Here is a 19,781-nt window from a genome sequence, read left to right as displayed (position 1 = left end):
ACATAGATCGAGTAAAGTTCGGAAAGTTATGCGGCTGTGGTATGAACATTATGTGTTCAATTGGGCCGCAATAGTGGAAAGATTGGGGCACCACCTCACATTATACTGCGTTGGCCTGTTGTTGACGGTTCAGTCATCACCTGTGTACCGCCAAACAGAGCGGGTTTTGAGCGATCAAAATCCTGATATTGCAACCTTTCAGCATAGCCTAGGACGGCTCCGGCGCAGATCCAGGTGAACGGAATTAAGGTGGCATTCAACAGCATGTCCAACATTGTGAGCGCAAGGATCAGTGCAATTGGAGCAACAAAAGGGGAGATATCCCGTACATGCATGCGTCGAACCTGTGCCGCCAAAAGAACCAATGGCGCAGCCAGTAACCCCATTTCAGCGATGTAGCCGACCCAGCCAAAGGCGCCAAAGGTGATAATCCAACGACCATCGGGAACGGACAGGATCTGCCCAGTTTCGATGTGGCGGATCAGATTTCGCCCCCAACCACCCCAGCCAAACCAGGGTTTTTCAGCGGCGCGTTCCAGCAGTATCCGCTCGTTTTCAAAACGATAGTTAAGTGATTGTGCTCGCTCAGCACTGATCGATTCCGCCTGCGCCAGAATAAGATCAATGGGCACGAGACCAAGGTTGCGCAGCATTGGATAAATCACTGCAACCAGCGCCAACACCAGAGCAAACCGGAGCTGCCAGCGCAACGGAGCCAACGCAATAATCGGAGTGAAAGCCAACCCATAGGCCAGTGAGGCCAGGCTTTTGCATAGCACCAGAACCCAGAACAAATAGCCTACTGCCAGTGCCATCCGGACACGGTCGCCGCCCTGCGCTGCACGCGCCAGCGCTGTCGCCGCCAATACCGATGACATGAGGAAAAATGCCAGCCAGAGCCCATGCGGTAAGAACACAATGGGCCGGAAGCCCCCTTGCCGCATCATTTGTTCGAAACTGTGCTGGAAAAACCCGTAAACCCAGACGTTCATTTGCGGGCTTAGCCGGATTTCTATCAGGGAAGGAATAGAATAGCACAAGCCGCCCAGCATCAGCGCCAGCAACAGCTCTCGCAGCCCGGTTTCAGTCGAAAGATAGCGCCGGGCCATAAAAAACGGCAGCAGCACGATAAGCTGGTTAATCATGACAGAGCCAAAATCGCGCCAGCGCAACCCCGGCAAGGCATCTGTAACAAAGACGATGGGGTCTGAATTCTCGATCACCTGAAACAGGATCGGATCACCATTGGTGAAAACGGTGGGAATGACACTTATCACAAACACGGTCACCAAAATCCGGGCCACCGGATGGCGTGGCCAGAGTGGGACGGTTTTTTTTAGCGCGAACACACACACCAAAAAAGCAGCCACCGATGGGATCGTGAACTTGTCCATATCCGGTATCAGCGGTAAATCAAATTCGGCAACAGGGGGGAGTATCAAATAGCCCGCCAGAATGCTCCATAATATCGCCCGTTCTACAGGCAGCCGCCGGAACAGCAACAGGGTGACCAATGGCCATATTATCAGCATCAAATAGGCCAGGGCGTTGGGCATCGTTTTGATAAACCTGTTGGTTTGGAGAGTTTCCAAGGTGGTTTATAGCCGCTGATTACGGTCAAGTCCCGCCCCTTCAGTCAGCCTTTATTCAGACATGGCATGTAAACAACGATTGTCGGTACAATTTAGGATGTGCTCTGGTGCCTGACGCTGGTGCCGCGTATGTCCTAACGACTGGTTATCACGGAGAGATAGGCGTGCAGTTCGAGTTCCACGGTCAGACAATAGCGGTGAATGTCCCAACCCGCGCCGCGCTTGATGCTGAGATTGAACAGCGTTTCATGCAGGGGCAGGGGTTTGCGCTGGCAACCGTGAACTTGGATCATCTGGTCAAGATGGGCGCGTCCAAGGGGTTTCTGGAAGCTTATAGTGCGCAAGACCTGGTGGTAGCGGATGGTCGCCCGATCGTCTGGTTGTCACATCTAGCCCGTCACCCTGTTGAACTGCTGCCGGGGTCTGACATGGTTTTCCCACTGTGCGGCCTTGCTGCCAAAGCTGGAGTGCCAGTGGCTCTGGTTGGCAGTACCCAAATGGCGCTGGATGATGCTGCGCGTATTTTGCAGCAAGAAGTGCCAGGTTTGGATATCACCATGCGCCACGCGCCTTCTGGGGTATTTGATCCATCGGGAGAAGAGGCAACGCAAATTCTCGCACAATTGAATGACAGTGGTGTACGTCTGTGTTTTCTGGCGTTGGGCGCGCCAAAACAGGAATTGATGGCCGCTCGTGGGCGTCAATTGGCACCAGCTGTTGGCTTTGCTTCAATTGGGGCCGGGTTGGATTTTCTTGGTGGTTACCAGCGTCGTGCTCCTCGGTGGATGCGCCGATTGGCACTGGAGTGGCTTTGGCGGGCGGTAAGCAGTCCGTTGCGGATGCTACCGCGTTATGCCCGTTGCTTTGCCGTTTTGCCGCAACAGGTGGTACGGGCGTGGCAACAGCGATAGGCTTGATTTCCTATAGTTTGACCGCAAAATCCGACTACAGGACGTGCAATTCGGAAAAAGCCGTGTTGCAGATCTTTGCGCCTAGCCGGATGAACGACAGCCTTCATTTGGATATATTTTGAACTTCTATGTGAGACAGTGAGCTTGGTTTTGCTCCGCAATGCAAACGGTTTAATTGCGATAGAGGACCCATATCGCGGTTGTAAATATGCAAACTGACGATTGGGGGCGCCGGGTTTTCTTGCCTTTAACCGGTTTCCATTGACAGTGTACCAAAATCGGTTCCAAATTGATCAAAATTTGCGATTATATCGACGGGACGGGTTTTGCAATCCAGTACACAGGCCTACTTTGATCATGGATTGGAGAACGAAAATTGACCGTTGCACCAACCAGAAGCACACTTGAGCCATCCGGTTTTATTCAAAAATTTGGTATGGCTATGGCGAAACAAATTGACCCGAACCGTGATCAGTATGACCTTCATGCCAAGGTGCTGGGAAAAACACATGGCACCCTGTCAATGGCCCTGACCGTGAACCGCCAAACCGTGTTTCTCAAATATTTTTCCAAGATAGCTGTGGAGAGCGAGACAGCATATATCACGGAACGCAATGCACTCAAATTGTTGGGACGTGTTGGGTTGGCCCCTAAACTGACCGCATTTTCTGATGATGACCAAATCCTGATCCGCCAGTATGTTGAAGGTGAAACATTGCGCGATGTCGTGACTGCTGAAACTGTAGTTTGCCACAGTCGGGCTGTCGGCGCATGGCTCAAGAAATGTGCCCAGCGGGCGCCTTCGAGACCTGGCTCTGGCAACTGGTTTGAATACCTGACGGGCTATCCTGACCTTCGCAAATCGAGCGCGATCGGCACCAGCCAACAATTTCTTGAAACGTTCGAAATCAATAATTTTGTACTTTCGCAAAACACAGCATTGCTGCGTGATTTTGTTATGTCGGGGCAGGGCCCGATGAGTGTCAAATTCGCACGAACCCGGATGAAACCGGCAGGGTGGGACCTGCTCTTGGCAGCACGTGCGCTGGTGCAGCTTTTCCCTGAACAAACAGATGCTATTACAAAAGCCTTGTCTGACGGATATAGCAGCGGAACAAGGGCCACATCGGATCGTTATCTAACCTTGATACGGCTGTTTGTGCTGGGCATGGTCTTTGAAACGGGACGTAAGGTTGCGCCGCCGCCGTCGCATCTCGCGCTCGAAGCGTTCAACCGTCGGCGCAAGGTGAAATGTGATGCCGTCGCAACCTCCCCATTCCTAACCGCAAAGTTTCGCCCTCAGAAAAAGCATGTTATTGAGGCGTTTGAACGGCATGTTCTTAATCTTGCGCGGCAGGTAAAGCGCAGTACGAACCCGGATAAGCTGGAACCCAAACCTGCGCCTGCATCTAGCAGTCAGCCCCCTCTTGAACTCGGCGCGCTTTGTCGGGCATGTCAGGGCAATTGCTGCCAGATGGGAGTTGGTAAAAATGCGTTTATTGATAGAGACGCGGTTTACCATGTGATGAAGGCCAATCCCGATAAGGACGTGCTGCAAATTGCCCAAACCTATCTTGATTTTGTCCCTAAATCACATGTGAAGGATTCCTGTTTCTTTCATGCAAAAAAGGGCTGCAATCTGCCGCGTGAGATGCGTTCAGACACTTGCAATCGCTATACTTGCGGATCGGCTCAACGATTGTTGAAAACCATCAATGCCCGACCACCCGACGGCATTCTTTGTATCGCGGGCACAGGCAGTAATTTTAGAAAAGCCACGCGTACCCGGGATGGCAAAATCCAGAACGTACCATTGGGGCGTTTGAAAATTGGGCAGGCTGCGTTTCGAAAAAGTAGCGACCAAACTGAAGGCGACAGTTGATACATGCCTGAAATTATTAACATTACGATCGATGACTCAATCCCTGACAAGAAGGGAAAGCAAGAGATCAAGATCAAAGAGTACGCCACTACGCCTCTGGAAGACTCGCAGTTCGTCCATTTCTTTGATGGCGATGACTGGGACATCGATGAAATCGTGATCAAAGACTTTCATAAGGATAAGAAAGGCAAAGGTGAGGAGCCGGACGAGTTCCACTTTGATCTTTCAGGGTTTGATGATGACTTTACCGTGGATATTGACGGCGAGTTTGATTTTGACTGTTTCATTATTCAAAATGCCACCAGCTTCGAAGAAGATGGTGGTGTCTACACGATTGAGTACATTGGCTCTGATGGGGAAAGCCATACGGTTGAGATTGATCCTGGGGATGCCTGTATAGTTATCAACCCACCCTGCTTGACGCCTGCAACATTGGTGTCGACGCCAAATGGAATGAAAAGGGCTCAGGACTTAAAGGTGGGGGATCTGGTCGAGACCCTTGATAATGGTCCCCAACCGATATGCTGGATCCACAAACGCCGTCTTGTGTTTTCGGTAGGCGAGGTGAACTTCAAACCCATTCTCATACAAAAGGGTGCGTTGGGCCCACGCAAGCCGTTGAATGATCTGTACTTGTCACCGCAACACAGGGTGCTTTTGGATGGTCCAGTGGTCAGGCGAAAATACGGTGCAAACGAGGTTCTTGTTCCGGCCAAAGCGCTGACCGATTGGAAAGGAATCCGAAACACACCCGGAAAGGCCAGCGTGGAATACGTGACTGTGATGTTTAAAACGCATCAGATTATTTTCGCTGAAGGTGTGGAAGTGGAGAGCTACCTGCCCAGACCTTATGCTGCGCAGTTCTTGACAAAAAGGGCGACTGCCGAACTTGAAGAGATGTTCCCCGAGGTACTCTCTGAAAAGGCCGCTGATGTCTATCCGGCCGTGCGCCCTATACTGACAACCCAGCAAGCATTATTGCTCGCAAAAGCAGAGGATCACATGTCACTCTCCAACTCCGAGTAGACATGTGTTCAACGTCTGCCAAGCGCCCGCGTGCAAAATGTTGCGATTTTAAAGATCCCACATTGTTCCACTGTCGCAGCGGTCGCTAACCACTTGAGTTATGGTCGTGCGCTTGGGAATTGACGTAGCCATTGCTACGATTTGTATTCAATCAATCCCCGTTTCCGGCCCAGAATGCGATGCCAGTGGTAGTCTAGGGCACCCAGCGCTTCGGGTGTTTTTCCCAACAGGCTGAATATTGCAGTTTCCCAGCCCAGTCGGCGCGACAGGCGCAGCAATTGCGCTGGATAAATCAGCAGCGCTACCAAAGCCCAACTGGTCACAAGGCTGGACAATGCAATTGCGAAAGGCAGCCCCATTCCCCAGAGCAACGCACGTCTGGTTTCCGCGACCCAGTGTCGTTCCGGTGGCGCGCCGTGGAGTGTTGCGCCTTCTGCAAAGGCATATCCGGCGCGTCGGGTACGGGTCCACCATTGTGCAAAGTGCAGCATTTGCGCATCGTGCAACGTCATCTCGGCGTCCAGCCGCCAAATCTGCCAACCCGCCATTCGCAACCGCAGGCACAGTTCCGGTTCCTCACCAGCAATCAGATCTTCGCGGTAGCCACCGGCCTGTCGCAGCGGTGCCAGATACATCAGGGCATCTCCGCCACAGGCTTTGGCCTCACCCAGCGGAGTATCCCACTCTTGATCGCACAAGCGATTGTAAACGGAGGCATCCGGGAACCGTTCGCGACGTCGTCCACAGACCACAGCCACATTAGGGTTGGCCTGCAGAAAGCTAATGGCACGGCTGAACCAATCCGGGTCTACTATGCAATCGCCATCAACCAGTTGAACCAATGAGCAATCGTCACTCAGCATCGCTAAGCCGGCGTTGCGTGCACGTGCGGCGGTAAAGGGTTGAGAGATATCCAACTCTACCACGGTGGCACCCATTTCACGCGCCGCCGCAACTGATCCATCATCCGAGCCGCTGTCGACATAAATCAAGTGTCGCACTTGCCCTTTTAGCGAGGCCAGGCAGGCCAGCAGACGTTTGCCTTCGTTACGGCCGATCACCACGGCGTCAATTTTCGGGGTGCTCATTGAGTGGCCTCTGCAAGGTGGGTTTTGTAAGCGTCTGATGTCATCAAAAATTCCTGTGCTTGCAGGGCAGGGATGCCGGGAAATTCTTGGGCGCTGGGCGACCAGAGAGACAAATCTGGCGAGAGTTCCATGTGTTCTGCGCGCAGCCGGTCTTCGCCGTGGTTGATACTGGCCTTGGCGATGCTGGCACGGTCACGCCCCAGAGCGTCATTGGCAAATTTGTAGTGCTTGATCAACGCTGCAAACCCTGCCACCCGCACCCCGGAGGAGCAATGAGGATGCACGCCGGGTTCAACACCCTCGCCAACAAACACCAGTGGGTGTTTGCTCAGGCAGCAGTTTTCGCCAAAAACTTTACCCCGAATACCATCGAACAAGATTTCAGTATTGGGGTTCTCCAAGACATTTCCTTGTAAGAAATAAGAAAACCCAGTGTCTGGGCTGGCGTAGTCCAGGGCGCGCACAGTGCTGATATCACAGTGATGAAACTGGGTGAGTACTTGATCGTAGGGCATCTGGGCCACTGTGTTCAGCGGCGCCTTTGGGAACATTTCCAGCATCTGGGCCATCAGCGCAGTCAGGCCGCAAGAGCGCAGGTAGTTGGTTAGGCCATCCAGGCCGATTTCGGCGCGGCCCTCAAAATCAAAAATCTCGTCCATATCTGCGAATAGGCACCATCGGTCGCGGCAATACCGCAATGCTGCATAACGGCGCAGATCATTCTCAAACTGTCCCCAGGGCAGATGAGACTGAAGAATAACAGTCCCCGGCTCGGCGCGGATCATGTCCAGCGTCGCGTCGGTCGACCCATTGTCGATAAAGACAAAATGCAAAATGCCCAGAGTGCGGTAATGGTCAAAGAAGGCAGGCAGGTAATAGGCACCATCGCGAACCAGCGTCACCAATGTGACCTCGTTCAACGCGGCCTGAGGCGTGGCTGGACCATGCAGATGCCGGATCGACGACAGCAGGCGGCGATGATGCGCGGCGCGGTTCAACCGGTCGCGCAGGCGTTGCCAGAGGGCCCTTTTGGTGGTCTTCATCGTCTGTGACGCCTTTTGGTGACTGTCGCCGCTGGTAAATTAGGCAATTGGTTGTCAGCTGCAAGCACATGTGTTCAGAGGGTTTGCATTTGAGACCCATATACAGCACCATCCGCAAGGGATGTTAGCGATAAAGGTAAGCTAAGATGAATACAGATGTCACGGTACTGGTTGGCGATGTTGGCGGCAGCAATACTCGGCTGGCCCTGGCCGGTCCGGGGATTGGTGTCACAGCCCTAAAAAGTTTTGACAATGAGTGTTTTACCAGTCTGGAAGAAGTGCTCGTGACCTATCGCGCACAACCTGATTTGCCAGACATTCAGGGCGCCTGCATTGCGGTTGCAGGACCTGTCTATGGCAATGAATACCGGCTGACCAACCGGAACTGGCATGGCGATGCTGAGGGGCTGGCACGCCAGCTACAATTGCCCGATGGCGCACGCATGGACCTGATCAATGATCTGGCTGCCTTGGGCTATGCGCTTCCGGTGCTGATCCCCGGCCAGTTGGCGTCGCTGAAGGCAGGCCATCAACAGGGTGATCAGGCCCTTGTTGTCGGCATTGGGACGGGCTTCAATGTTGCCTTGGTGGTCGGCACTCAGGCCGCGGGCGCAGAGCTGGGACATGCCAGACTGCCTGCTTCAGTTTACACAAGGTTAGAGGCGGCACTCGGGCGCTCTCCGGATGAATTTGACAGCACCGAGAACTTGTTTTCAGGGCATGGTTTGGTGCGGTTCCATTTGGCGATGAGCGGTGCTGCAATCGCGGGTGGCGCGGAACTGATGGAGCAATTTCTGGCAGATCCTAATAGTGCTGCTGCGCGTACCGTCGAAACCTGGGCTGAATTGCTGGGTCTGCTTGCCTGCAATTTGGTCCCAACATATATGCCGGGTCAGGGGCTGTTTTTTGCCGGAAGCGTTGCCCGAGGTGTGTTGAACTCTCCTGCTCAAGCGCAATTTCTGGCAGGGTTCGATCAGATCGAAGGCTTGTTGCAGGCACAATGCCAAAAGACACCTTTGTGGGTGATCACCGACGATGCTGCTGGTGTTAGCGGCTCGGCGCGGGTTGCGCTGGACGCGGTGCGCACCGGCGCAAAGGCTGAGGCCGACGCCCCTTAGCCCTGTTTTTCCAAGAATGGAATATGGGTGTGTCATTACACAGTAAGGCACACCCGAGCTTGGGTGGGGTAACCAAAACCAAAAGGTGGCTCGGGTTTTATCCTAGTAATCTTTCTTGAAAAATAAGCCCAGACCAGTGTCACCGTCGCTTTCAACGGTTCCGGAAACGGTGATGTTGCTGGTGACATCAAGGTTGATGTTCAGCTCGCTTTCGCCAGCGGTATTGACGTTGAAATCGGTGTAGACATTATCTGCGACATAGCCGCCAAGTCCCAATCCGCTGAGGCCCAAATCGGCATCATCGGCCCCGGTTTCATCGCGCAATGCGCCCTCTGTCTTGCCACCGCGACCGCTGAGTTCCACCAAAGATCCGGCCATTCGAGCAAGGGCCAGCGGTGACAGGTCTTGGATATTGTCACCAAACAGCAATAGGGCCAGCGCCTCTTCGCTGGGGCGGGCTGGGTCCGAGTAGACCTTGATCACCGGCGCGTCGATCAGCCCCGAGATTTCCATGGTTGCCGAGCCTTCAGAGGTGCTGGCGGTGGATTTGAAGTTGAGATAGGGCACCAGATTGCCCTGTAGGGTCACTTGTCCTTCGTCCAGTTCCAGACGGCGGCCGAGCAGGTTGAAATTGCCCCGAATTAGCCCGATCTGCCCTGATGGCGCCAAATTAGCAGTGCTGCCGCGTACATGGATCTGTCCACCTAGTTCGGCGCGAAGGCCCCGGCCACGGGCAAAGACATGTCCGGGTGCATTGATCATGATATCCAGCCCGATATCCGGGCCGCTACCGGGTTTGGCCAGATCAATCAGTCCGGCGCGGGCGCGGGTGCTGCGCGACGTGGCAGGCTCGTTTACATGGCGGATGGGCGGAATTGGTGCCGAGGTGACCGAGCCTCCAGCGGCCGCCAGGTTGATATTGGTCTCACCCACATTGATGTGACCACGCAGATTTCCGTTGCCGGTGAGGGGGCCGGAGAAAGTGAGCGCGCCGTCCAGAACGGCGTCGTACATCAGGTTGTCCGTTAGCACCACACTGCCTAAAGTCACCTGTACATTTCCGTCAAAAGGGGCGGTCAGGGCGACGGGGCCAGATATCTGGATACTGCCACCAGCACGGGGGCGCGCCGAGATCTGAAGACTGGCGCGGGATTGGTTGATCGAAATTGTTGCGGCGATGGCTTCGATCTGCTGCTTGGCCGCGGGGAGGGCAAGCGTTGTGCCCGATGTACGAAGGGTGCCGCTGAGGGATGACAGCGCCGGTGGGCCGCGCAGGGTCACGTCAAATTCCCCCAAGCCGCGGACCGAATTGGGGGAAATAAACAGATTGGCGGCGTCCAGACGCAGATGGCCTTTGGCATTTAGATCGGCACTGGCCTTGGCCTCGTCCCAGCTGCCTTTGACGGTGGTATCAATGCCCGCTGGGCCTTTTACGTTGCTGTCGATCTGCCAGATGCCATCACGGCGACTGGCCTTGCCCTGCGCCGTTAGCTGCCCCGCAAGCTCTGGCAGAAAGCGCTGCAACTCTTCCAGAACCGCATCAAATGCAAGATCTGCGGTTCCATTACGATCGATACTCCCGTTCAGTTCAGCGCGGGAGGCATTGGGGCCCGTGAGGTGCACCTTGCCAGCAAGGGTGTCGCCATTCCGGGTGAGTTCGGTGTTCAGTTCCAGTGCGCCGGAGATTTGCGGCACCAGCGGAGTGACGTCATTTAGCCGGGCGGTGAGGGTAAGCGCTCCGGTGGTGCTGTTCAGTTGGCCGTTTGCCTGAGCAGAGACCGCGGGGTTGCTCAGATCAAAATGGTCAATGCGCAGACCATCAGTCCCTCGGGCTGCGCGAAGTTTCAGAGTGGTACTGCCCGCAATTAGCGGATCGATTTGAGGAATGCCGCTGCTTAGCTGATCTGCGCGAACGGACAGATCAAGATCAAACGTGCCTGACAATGGTGCGGCGGATCCCTTGATGCCAGCCGTGACGGACCCACCGAGGTCTTGCCCGGCGAGGCCGGAAAACCGCGCGAGATCCGCAGCGCCGGCATGCAGATCCGTGGTGATCTTTAATCCGCTGTCGAGCCCTTCGATCTGTACATCTCCGCTGGCTTGGTAATCACTGCCACGCAGGGCCATGTCGGTGATCCGCAACGCCCCGTCATCCTGCGCGGACAGGTTTCCCGCAAAGCTGACCCGACTGCCAAGCGCCTGTGCCAGCGCCGGGTCTGCAGGTTTCACGCCGCTTAGATCCGCCTGTATATCTCCGCTGATGGCGAGGCCCTGGCTTTGGTCCAATGTGCCGGTTGCGGTCAGCTCGCCCTGTGTCAGGGACAGCATCGGGTGGCTTAACCGATCCAATACAGCCTGAACCTGCCAGTCTGCTTCAGCGGTTTTATGTGCTGTCAGCGCGACCCCGGCCACTGTGGTGGTGCCTCCGGCGAATGGTAGCAGTACCGCAGCCTGACCTTCCAGAGGTGTGATCGCAGCCTTGATGTTTGCCGTTTCCAACACCCCACCGGGCGCTAGCGCCAAGGCACCTGTCAGTTGCATCGCCTGAGTGCGCAGCACCAGATTGTCCAGTGTTACACCACCGCCCGGATCATTGTGTCCTTTCAGGTTCGCGCGCAGTCCAGGCCCAAAGAACGATCGGTAAGTCGGTGGCAATAGCGGGTCGATATCGCCGCCCAGATCAGCGGAAAAAGCGATCGATTTCGGGGTTTCGGAGTCACCTGTGGATTGGGCTGCCAGAACCACCTGGCCGCGCAAACGTTCAGCACCGTTGGAATCCAACTCGAGATTGGCCTTGAAATCGCTGACAGGGCCAGTGCCCTGCATTGACAGTCGCACGGTTGGTCGTCCGGGTAGATCCAGCGCCGCTGCGACGAGCCCATCAGCAGATTCCTGCAGGGTGACATCCAGCGAAATCACGCTGGTTTCATTGACAAAAGACGCATCCAACCGCAACAGATCACCGGGCCTGTCCAGCCGAGCAATCAAAAGGTCACTGTCCAATGTACCATCGGCCAATTTCAAGGCGCCATTTAGCGACAGGCTGGCAGCTGTACCGAGCAGGTCCTTACCAAGTGCAATCTCGCCAACACTGATTTCACCCAGCTCAACAGCGACGGGCAGGTCTGGCAGTTGGAATGGCGTTGCCTCTGGGCTTGGCAGTTCCGGATCCTGAGGTGTGGGGTTTGGGGCTCGAACCAGCTTGATCGCATCAGCGGTGAGTGCATTGACCGAAAAGCGCCCCTGGATCAGTGCCAGCCGGTTCCAGTCCAGCACAGCGTTGTCTATGGTCAGCCAAACGCCTTCATCGTCCGATATACTGATCTGCTCGATGGTGGCCGAAGAGGACAACGCCCCCTCCAGTCCGATGACGCTGATCTGGCGGTTTTCACCTGACAGGCTGTCTTCCAGAAACTCAACCAGAAACCCACCCGACTCTTCTGTGGTTTGCGCTTGCGCAGGTAGCCCGGTGGCCGAGAGCGTTCCAGCAAGGGTATATGCGATGAACCGGTTCAAAACGCTTGTCCTATTCCGATGTAGAATTGCAGCCCGTCGGAACTGCCCCCGTCCACAGGATAGGCCAGATCCAACCGGATCGGCCCAATGCCTGCCACATCATAGCGCAGACCAATACCGGCGCCAGCGTGGCGTTCGGAGGAGTTAGAGACAAAGCTATCCGCGTCCACCAGGCCCAGATCATAGAAACCAACCAGTGAAATTTTGTCGGTGACCTTGCCGCGTACCTCGGTTGAAAGCGCCAGATACCCTTTGCCGCCTGCGGTTCCCCCAGCCACCGGGACCCCTAGTGACTGGTACTCGTGCCCCCGGACTGATCCGGCCCCACCTGAGAAAAACAACATGGTGGGTGACACTTCACTCAATGCAGGTCCCACAACCGACCCCAGTTGCAACCGTCCCGCCAGAACGATGTTCTCAGAACTGCCCAGACTGTAATAAATACGCCCGTCCAGCTTCAGCTGAGCCCCGGATTTGCTGCCATCAAGACCTATAAAAGGGACCACACGCGCGTCCATGTAGTAGCCGCTGGTGGCACTGACCCGGTTGTTGCGGCGATCTTTTTCGACCCGTAGATTGCCCTCGAGAAACTTAAACCGGCGTTTGCCAAACACGTCCTCTGCCAGAATGGATTCAAAGCCTATGGAGCCTTCGGCAAACAGTGTGTCGGAAAACACCCGCCGGACACCAATGGCCCCCAAGCCGCGGGTGGCCTTATAGTGTTCTTCGTCCAGTCGTTCGACTTCGAGCAGGTAATAGGTGTTGTCGTCAGGCCCCAAGGTGGCCGGGCGGTCTAGCCGCAGTGCTATGCGCCCATCGATATCGGTAGAGCCACCCAAACCACTAAGCCGCATTTCAAAACGCAGCTTTTCAGCATTGCCAAACAGGTTGCGATGCATCCAGCTGCCGGTCAGTTCCAGCCCGTCACTTGAACTAAGCTCGGCACCAAAAGTCAGGCGGCGCTGAGGCAGGTCTTCGAAATTGGCAGCGAAATCCAGTGTGCCATCCGGGTTGGCTTGCGGGGCTTCGGTCAGCGACACTGTCGAAAAGGTACCAGTTCGGCGCAGGCGGGTGCCAACCTTGGCCAGATCATCCGGGTGATAGACCTCTCCAGTGGGAAAGCCAGCAATGCGGCGGATCGCTTCAGCGTTGACGGCGGTTTGGCCGGTCTGGCGCAATTTGCCAAACCGCAACTTGGGACCGGGCGCCAGATGCAGGGTGGCGTTCAGGCGGGATTGCAGATGGTTGGCGGTAATATCCTGATCCTGCAAGGCCACCTTGGCATGACCAGCGTGGCGCCAGGCTTTTAATCCGGCATGGCTGGCATCCCGGATGGCGCCTGTGCTGGCGGTCTGCCCCGGCGCAAAGCTTTCGGGGAGTTCAACATCGCTGGGATTGGGCAGGGGGGTGACACGGGCCTCGCCAAAGGTAAACCTTGCCCCCGGTTTTACGGTGATTGCGATCGTGTTGATGGTGCGCGGCGGGTAGAGCGGTTGGATAGAGGCTGCTTCGCGGCCATCCAGCCGGATGTGCACTTCGGGTGAGAAGTAACCGCGGTCATAGAGCACTTGCACCAGAGTACGATAGTCCGACAGTGCTGTTGCCAGCAATCCTTGCACATCGATATCCGGTGGAACTGACAGCACAGCTGAAGCACTGCGTAATTGTTCGGTCAAGTCTTCATCGGCACCAGGAGCGGCCAAGCTGGTTGTGGCCGCTTGTGCTGGATCTGGCAAGGTAATGCCAAGGCCGCAGAAGCCGATCAAAAACGCGTGCAGAATGTGACGCGGGCAACAAAACAAATACATCGGCGGGCTCCAGGGCTGCCTGCAAAATCCAACCTCTCTGGAAAAAACAGAGACTCGTGGGTTGGACTAGAGGTAGCACACCAGCCATGGTGGTTGAAGCCGGGAAATCGCCCTTTTGACTGCTAGATTTGGGGGATGTCTGCTGCAGCCCGCTGATCCGCCAAGCGCGATATCTGTGGGATGCTTTACTTTAAGTGCATCGGGCAAAACGCCCTACATTTGCGCGGCGCGGAACCAGCGACGGATGGCGGCGCGATCTTCGGGCTCCATGAAGGTTACATTGGCCGGTGGCATTGCATCCGTCACGCCAGCATGCAGAAAAATGGCTTCTGCCTGGCGGGCAACGTCTGCTTCACTTTCCAACAACACGCCTTTGGGAGCGCGGCGGATGCCGTCGTAAAACGGCTCGCGCGCGTGACACATTGAGCAGCGGCCCATGATCATCTCATGGACCTCCTCAAAACCTTCGGTCTGCGCCATGACCAGCGCAGTACCGGTCAATTGTGCCTGCTGGTCCTCGTCGCCTTCATTCTCCAGTCCAAAGGTAGACAGGATGATGATGCCAAGGAACAGAAGTGCCGTCACCAGCCATGTCCAGGTTGGATCGCCAGTGCGAGCGTGCCGGGTGTTGAAATAGTGGCGAATTGTGACCCCCATCAGGAACACCAGCGCTGCGATCAACCAGTTGTACTGGCTGGCAAAGGCAAGTGGGTAGTGGTTGGACAGCATCAGAAAGATCACTGGCAGGGTCAGGTAGTTGTTATGGGTCGACCGCAACTTTGCGATTTTACCATACTTCGAGTCTGGCGTCCGCCCGGCTTGAAGATCTGCCACCACAATGCGCTGGTTGGGCATGATGATGAAGAACACGTTTGCGGTCATGATGGTGGCGGTAAAGGCGCCGAGATGCAGCATCATTGCACGACCTGTAAAGACTTGGTTCAGGGCCCAGCCCATCACAACCAGCAGGACAAACAGCAAGACCATCAATAGGGTTGGTTGCTCCGCCAGACCGGATTTGCAGAGGCGGTCGTAGATCAGCCATCCGACAGATAGCGAGGCCGCCGAGATCGCAATACCCTGCCAGAGTTCCAGTTCAGCTTTGGCCTGATCAATCAAATAAAGTTCGCCTCCAGCCCAATACACAATCATCAACAGCGCCGCGCCGCTGAGCCAGGTCATGTAGCTTTCCCATTTGAACCAGGTCAGATGGTCAGGCATTTCTGCCGGGGCCACCAAATATTTTCGGATGTGGTAAAAGCCGCCACCATGGACCTGCCATTCTTCGCCGTGAGCCCCGACGGGGAGGTCCTCAGCCTTACGTAGGCCCAGGTCCAAGGCTATGAAGTAAAAGGAAGAACCAATCCATGCGATTGCTGTAATCACATGCAGCCAGCGTACCGCAAAGCCCAACCAATCCCACATCATCACCAATTCAAACATTGGACGCCTCATCATTGTTGTCTACTGCCACTCTAGGCAAAGTCTGGATTATTCGGTATTCCCACATATTATCAAACTGTATCAAAAAAAATGGAACAATGTCCTATCTTGATAACATACGGACCTTTGTAAGGGTCTATGAGCTGGGCTCGATGTCAGCTGCGGGGCGAGATCTGCGTATTTCGCCTGCGGTCACCTCTGCGAGAATTTCGCAACTCGAAGACTATCTAGGGGTGAGACTATTTCAACGTACCACGCGCAATCTGAGCCCAACTGAGCAGGGCAAGGCGTTCTACACCGGAGCTGTGGCTGTGCTGGAGACGGTGGATGCAGCCGAGGCCAAGGTGATGCACCTGACCGAAGTGCCGCGGGGATCGTTGTTTGTGGCCGCGCCACTGGGAGCCGGTCGCAGGTTGGTGGCGCCACAGGTGCCGGAATTCCTGTCTGAGTTCCCAGAGATCAGCATCCGGTTACGATTGACGGATCGCTCGGTGGACCTGACAACCGAAGGGCTGGATCTGGCGTTTTTCCTCGGGCAGCCTGAGGACAGTAATCTGCGTATTCGCAAGGTGGCCGACTGCCAACGTGTGCTCTGCGCTTCACCTGAATATATTGCGCGGGAGGGAGCTCCAAACAGCGGCGCTGATTTGGTGAGTGGAACCCATGATTGTCTGAACCTGCGGTATCCGGGGGCGGCTGAATTCCAGTGGATGCTGCAAACACCTGATGGACCGAAACGGTACGCGGTGTCCGGGCGCTATGAATGTGATGACGGCGATGTGTTGACTGATTGGGCACTGGCCGGGCATGGGATTGCGCTGAAGCCGGTGTTTGAAGTGGCGGACCACCTTTGTGAAGGGCGATTGGTACCTGTGGTGACACAGACTCCTCCGGTGCCGATTCAGATGGCTTGCCTTTATACGCACCGCCGACATCAGGATCCCAAAACCCGCCTGTTTATGGATTTTATAACTGAGCGGATGGGGCGAGCGGTGCGCGAGGCTGAGGCTCGTGTTGCAAGGGAAGTCTCCCGCCCCTGAAGGCGCCAAGGGGCGCATTGCAGGGTTTGGGCATGGCACCGCGCGTCGCGCGGTGCAGGCCGTTAGGTGGTCGGCATGGGGCACCGCAACGATTGTTTGACTGCCTGAACAGCAACCCTTGTTGACTAACCATATCTGTCGAGATAATTAACGATATGGTTAAATATAGGTGGGCGTGGCCTGCAAAAGAAATCAACAAGGGGATCATTGATGGAAGAACTTTTACAAGGTGTCAGCTGGGCCGGGGTTATTGCTGGCGCGATAGCGTCGTTTATGCTGGGCTGGCTCTGGTATTCGCCCAAACTGTTTGGTGTAAAGTGGGCCAAAGGGGTCGGCGTGCAGATGGGCGCTGCCAATGAGATGCCCACGGGGGCGATGATAAGCCAGATTTCAGGGCTTTTTCTCGTCAGCTGGCTGGTTGGCGTCACCGCTGTAAACAATGCCCTGTTCACCATCATCCTGGCGGTGGTTGGATTTTCAGTCATGGGCTACGCGGGGGGCATGTTCCGTCAGAACAGCGCCTATGCGCGGGCGGTGGATGCCGGATATTGGCTGGCCAGCGGCGTCACCATGGTGATTTGTCAGGGCATCTTCCGCAACATGATGTGAGCGGTTCCTATAAAAGTAGCGATGCTGACCACATGAAGGCACCGCTGCCACGCCGCAGGCGCCACGCCCAACGGGCGCGCCGGCATCTTTGATGCAGGTGGCGCTGGGCGGGAGTGCACCGTCAGTGGGATCGGGAGCTGAGTCAGCTGCCGCGGTAGGTGGAATAGCCAAAGGCAGATAGCAGCAGGGGCACATGGTAATGTGCGTCCGGGTCACTCATGCCAAAGCGGATTGGCACCTGATCCAGGAACAGTGGATCATCTTTGGCCTGGCCACTGGCGCGCAGGTAATCCCCCGCCTGAAACACCAATTCGTAGGTGCCGGTGGCAAAGTCACCTTGCGGCAGGATTGGCGCGTTGGTGCGGCCGTCGTCATTGGTCTCCATCTCAACCAGCTTGGTGCGGCTGTCACCGTCAATCTGATACAGTGTGATCTTTAGTCCTGCCGCTGGGCAACCGCGGGCGGTGTCCAGAACATGCGTGGTCAGATAGCCTGTCATCTTGCGTTCTCCTAATGCCTTTTATCACTCCTGCCGCAGAGCTGCGTCACTTGCAAACTTGGTGAAATTGACAGTGCCTTCGGGAATATTTGAAAAACCGCCCTCATCTTCTGTCATACTAAGGGGTAATCCATTTGCTTAAAAGGCCAGCCCGTATGACCAGATACCCGCGCGACATGATCGGATATGGCGCAACCCCTCCCAATGCGCAGTGGCCGGGGGAGGCCCGTGTGGCGGTGCAGTTTGTGCTGAACTTCGAAGAGGGCGGCGAGAATAATGTCTTGCACGGCGACGCCGGGTCGGAAGCCTTTTTGTCTGATATCCCTGGCGCGGCACCCTGGGCCGGTCAACGCCACTGGAACATGGAATCGATCTATGAATATGGCGCGCGGGCCGGTTTCTGGCGCTTGCACCGGCTGTTCACCGGGGTGGATATCCCGGTTACCATTTACGGAGTCGCCACGGCACTGGCACGCTGTCCCGACCAGTTGTCAGCGATGAAATCAGCAGGTTGGGAGATCGCCAGCCATGGCCTGAAATGGGTCGAACACAAGGACATGCCCGAGGACGATGAACGCGCCACTATTGCCGAGGCGGTGCGGCTGCATACGGAAGTGGTCGGAGAGCGCCCGCGGGGTTGGTACACAGGCCGTTGCAGCGCAAACACCGTGCGACTGGTAACTGAAGAGGGTGGATTTGATTACATCTCGGACACCTACGATGATGATCTCCCCCATTGGCGAGAGCAGGGCGATCGCGATCAATTGATCATCCCTTACACGCTGGAAGCCAATGACATGCGCTTTGCCACGGCACCCGGATATACAACGGGTGAGCAGTTCTTCTCATATCTCAAAGATGCCTTTGACGTGCTCTATGCCGAGGGCGGTCAGGGTGCGGCTAAGATGATGAGCATCGGCTTGCACTGTCGTTTGATTGGGCGTCCGGGTAAGATCGCCGGGTTGAAGCGCTTTATCGAGTACATCCAAGGGTTCGAGGGTGTCTGGTGTCCGCGTCGCATTGATATTGCCGAACACTGGGCCAAGACCCATCCGCATCAGCGGTATGAGCGTCCGAGCCAAATGGAGCGCGAGACCTTTGTGGGCAAATATGGTTCCATTTTTGAGCATTCAGCTTGGATTGCCGACCGGGCCTTTGATCTGGAGCTGGGCCCTGCGCATGACACGGCTGGCGGTCTGCACAACGCGCTGTCGCGGATGTTCCGCAGTGCCAGTGAGGACGAGCGGCTCGGCGTGTTGACGGCGCACCCGGATCTGGCCGGGAAACTGGCATCGGCTGGACGGTTGACGGCAGAAAGCACGGGCGAGCAAGCTGGTGCCGGGTTGGACATGCTGACGGATGAGGAGCGTGACACCTTTACCCGGTTGAACAGCGAGTACGTAGAAAAGCACGGTTTCCCGTTCATCATTGCGGTACGCGATCATGATAAGGCGAGCATTATGGCGGCGTTCCATCGTCGGATTAATAACAGTCGCGAGGTTGAGTTTGCCGAGGCCTGTAAACAGGTTGAACGCATTGCCGAGTTCCGGCTGCGCGATGTTTTGCCGTCGTGATTGTAGCTGCGGTAGCCCATTCCCTTACTTATCTCCCGGATTGCTTGCGATCCGGGATGCGCCCGCCCGCCCCCAAAGCGGGCGCATTCGCGCCCACCACGGGCAAACGCATCCCTACTGTTGAGTGCCAAATCAAATGACAGCAATCCTCACCCAACCGCTGACCGCCGCAGCCTTTGCCCCCTTTGGTGATGTGCTGGAGCTCAAATCTCAGCCCGACAAATTGATCAATCAGGGCCTCTGTGGTCGCCATCATGATCTGGCCGAGATGGACTTCCACGGCGGTCGCGCCGGGATCTCTCTGTTTGATGCGCAGCCACGCAGTTTTCCTCATACGCTGGATATGGTTGAACGGCATCCCGACGGCAGTCAGGCTTTTATCCCAATGTCACAGACCAGCTTTCTGGTCATTGTGGCCCCGGATCAGGACGGCAAGCCCGGCACACCACTGGCGTTTGAAACCGCGCCGGGGCAATCAATCAACCTGCATCGCGGCACTTGGCACGGGGTACTGACACCACTGTCGGCACCGGGGATGTTTGCTGTCGTCGACCGGATTGGGGACGGCGACAATCTTGAAGAATACTGGTTCGACACGCCTTATACGGTGTCGCGCCCATAAATCCAAAGCT

The 19,781-nt window shown here is 55.9% G+C and carries 15 protein-coding genes; 8 read left to right on the top strand and 7 right to left on the bottom strand.

Annotated features, from left to right (window positions below; all coding sequences use genetic code 11):
* Positions 1-95 precede the first annotated feature (95 nt).
* Positions 96-1,556: a hypothetical protein gene (locus tag FEE96_RS08265; protein ID WP_138162543.1), complete on the bottom strand. Its 1,461-nt coding sequence runs from the start codon at positions 1,554-1,556 to the stop codon at positions 96-98.
* A 200-nt stretch (positions 1,557-1,756) separates the two neighbouring features.
* On the opposite strand from FEE96_RS08265, the gene FEE96_RS08260 reads away from it, so the two are divergent.
* The 3 genes from FEE96_RS08260 to FEE96_RS08250 all read left to right on the top strand — a co-directional run bounded on the left by FEE96_RS08260 (position 1,757) and on the right by FEE96_RS08250 (position 5,411).
* Entirely contained in the window at positions 1,757-2,503 is a 747-nt protein-coding gene (locus tag FEE96_RS08260; protein WP_425467303.1) for a WecB/TagA/CpsF family glycosyltransferase, read from the top strand.
* A gap of 442 nt (positions 2,504-2,945) precedes the next feature.
* On the top strand, positions 2,946-4,385 hold the full coding sequence (locus tag FEE96_RS08255) for a hypothetical protein (RefSeq protein ID WP_138162542.1): 1,440 nt from the start codon (positions 2,946-2,948) through the stop codon (positions 4,383-4,385).
* A gap of 3 nt (positions 4,386-4,388) precedes the next feature.
* Entirely contained in the window at positions 4,389-5,411 is a 1,023-nt protein-coding gene (locus FEE96_RS08250) for a Hint domain-containing protein (RefSeq protein WP_138162541.1), read from the top strand.
* Positions 5,412-5,545: 134 nt separating this feature from the next.
* Here FEE96_RS08250 and FEE96_RS08245 read toward each other — a convergent pair whose 3' ends face one another.
* Together FEE96_RS08245 and FEE96_RS08240 are read right to left on the bottom strand one after the other, a co-directional pair.
* Positions 5,546-6,499 carry a glycosyltransferase family 2 protein gene (locus FEE96_RS08245; RefSeq protein WP_138162540.1) on the bottom strand — a complete coding sequence of 318 codons (954 nt, stop codon included), beginning with the start codon at positions 6,497-6,499 and terminating at the stop codon, positions 5,546-5,548.
* Positions 6,496-7,542, bottom strand: a complete 1,047-nt coding sequence (locus FEE96_RS08240; protein WP_138162539.1) for a glycosyltransferase family 2 protein — start codon at positions 7,540-7,542, stop codon at positions 6,496-6,498. Before FEE96_RS08240 ends, FEE96_RS08245 begins: the two co-directional genes overlap by 4 nt.
* A gap of 146 nt (positions 7,543-7,688) precedes the next feature.
* Here FEE96_RS08240 and FEE96_RS08235 point away from each other — a divergent pair, with 146 nt between their 5' ends.
* Positions 7,689-8,660: a glucokinase gene (locus tag FEE96_RS08235; RefSeq protein WP_138162538.1), complete on the top strand. Its 972-nt coding sequence runs from the start codon at positions 7,689-7,691 to the stop codon at positions 8,658-8,660.
* Between the two features lie 102 nt (positions 8,661-8,762).
* Here the strand turns inward: FEE96_RS08235 and FEE96_RS08230 are convergent, their stop codons facing one another.
* The 3 genes from FEE96_RS08230 to FEE96_RS08220 all read right to left on the bottom strand — a co-directional run bounded on the left by FEE96_RS08230 (position 8,763) and on the right by FEE96_RS08220 (position 15,427).
* On the bottom strand, positions 8,763-12,176 hold the full coding sequence (locus tag FEE96_RS08230; RefSeq protein WP_138162537.1) for a translocation/assembly module TamB domain-containing protein: 3,414 nt from the start codon (positions 12,174-12,176) through the stop codon (positions 8,763-8,765).
* Positions 12,173-13,984: an autotransporter assembly complex protein TamA gene (locus FEE96_RS08225; RefSeq protein ID WP_138162536.1), complete on the bottom strand. Its 1,812-nt coding sequence runs from the start codon at positions 13,982-13,984 to the stop codon at positions 12,173-12,175. The genes FEE96_RS08230 and FEE96_RS08225 overlap by 4 nt, the downstream gene beginning before the upstream one ends.
* 213 nt (positions 13,985-14,197) lie before the next feature.
* Complete coding sequence (locus FEE96_RS08220) at positions 14,198-15,427, bottom strand: urate hydroxylase PuuD (protein ID WP_138162535.1); 1,230 nt, start codon at positions 15,425-15,427, stop codon at positions 14,198-14,200.
* Positions 15,428-15,525: 98 nt separating this feature from the next.
* On the opposite strand from FEE96_RS08220, the gene FEE96_RS08215 reads away from it, so the two are divergent.
* Positions 15,526-16,467: a LysR family transcriptional regulator gene (locus FEE96_RS08215; protein WP_138162534.1), complete on the top strand. Its 942-nt coding sequence runs from the start codon at positions 15,526-15,528 to the stop codon at positions 16,465-16,467.
* Positions 16,468-16,677: 210 nt separating this feature from the next.
* Positions 16,678-17,076, top strand: coding sequence for a DUF1761 domain-containing protein (locus FEE96_RS08210; RefSeq protein ID WP_138162533.1), 399 nt, complete (start codon positions 16,678-16,680; stop codon positions 17,074-17,076).
* A gap of 142 nt (positions 17,077-17,218) precedes the next feature.
* On the opposite strand, the gene uraH is transcribed toward FEE96_RS08210, so the two are convergent.
* Positions 17,219-17,575, bottom strand: a complete 357-nt coding sequence (gene uraH / locus FEE96_RS08205) for a hydroxyisourate hydrolase (protein ID WP_138162532.1) — start codon at positions 17,573-17,575, stop codon at positions 17,219-17,221.
* 155 nt (positions 17,576-17,730) lie between these two features.
* On the opposite strand from uraH, the gene puuE reads away from it, so the two are divergent.
* Both puuE and FEE96_RS08195 read left to right on the top strand, forming a co-directional pair.
* A complete protein-coding gene (gene puuE, locus FEE96_RS08200) occupies positions 17,731-19,149 on the top strand; it encodes an allantoinase PuuE (RefSeq protein WP_138162531.1) in 1,419 nt (472 codons plus the stop codon).
* Between the two features lie 136 nt (positions 19,150-19,285).
* Positions 19,286-19,771 carry an ureidoglycolate lyase gene (locus FEE96_RS08195; RefSeq protein WP_138162530.1) on the top strand — a complete coding sequence of 162 codons (486 nt, stop codon included), beginning with the start codon at positions 19,286-19,288 and terminating at the stop codon, positions 19,769-19,771.
* Positions 19,772-19,781: the final 10 nt, after the last annotated feature.

Origin of the sequence: Parasedimentitalea maritima (genome assembly GCF_005771405.1) — a bacterium.
Classification (GTDB): Bacteria; Pseudomonadota; Alphaproteobacteria; order Rhodobacterales; family Rhodobacteraceae; genus Parasedimentitalea; species Parasedimentitalea maritima.
Note: the sequence above shows the minus strand (reverse complement) of the source record. Positions and strands in the feature narration are given on the sequence as shown.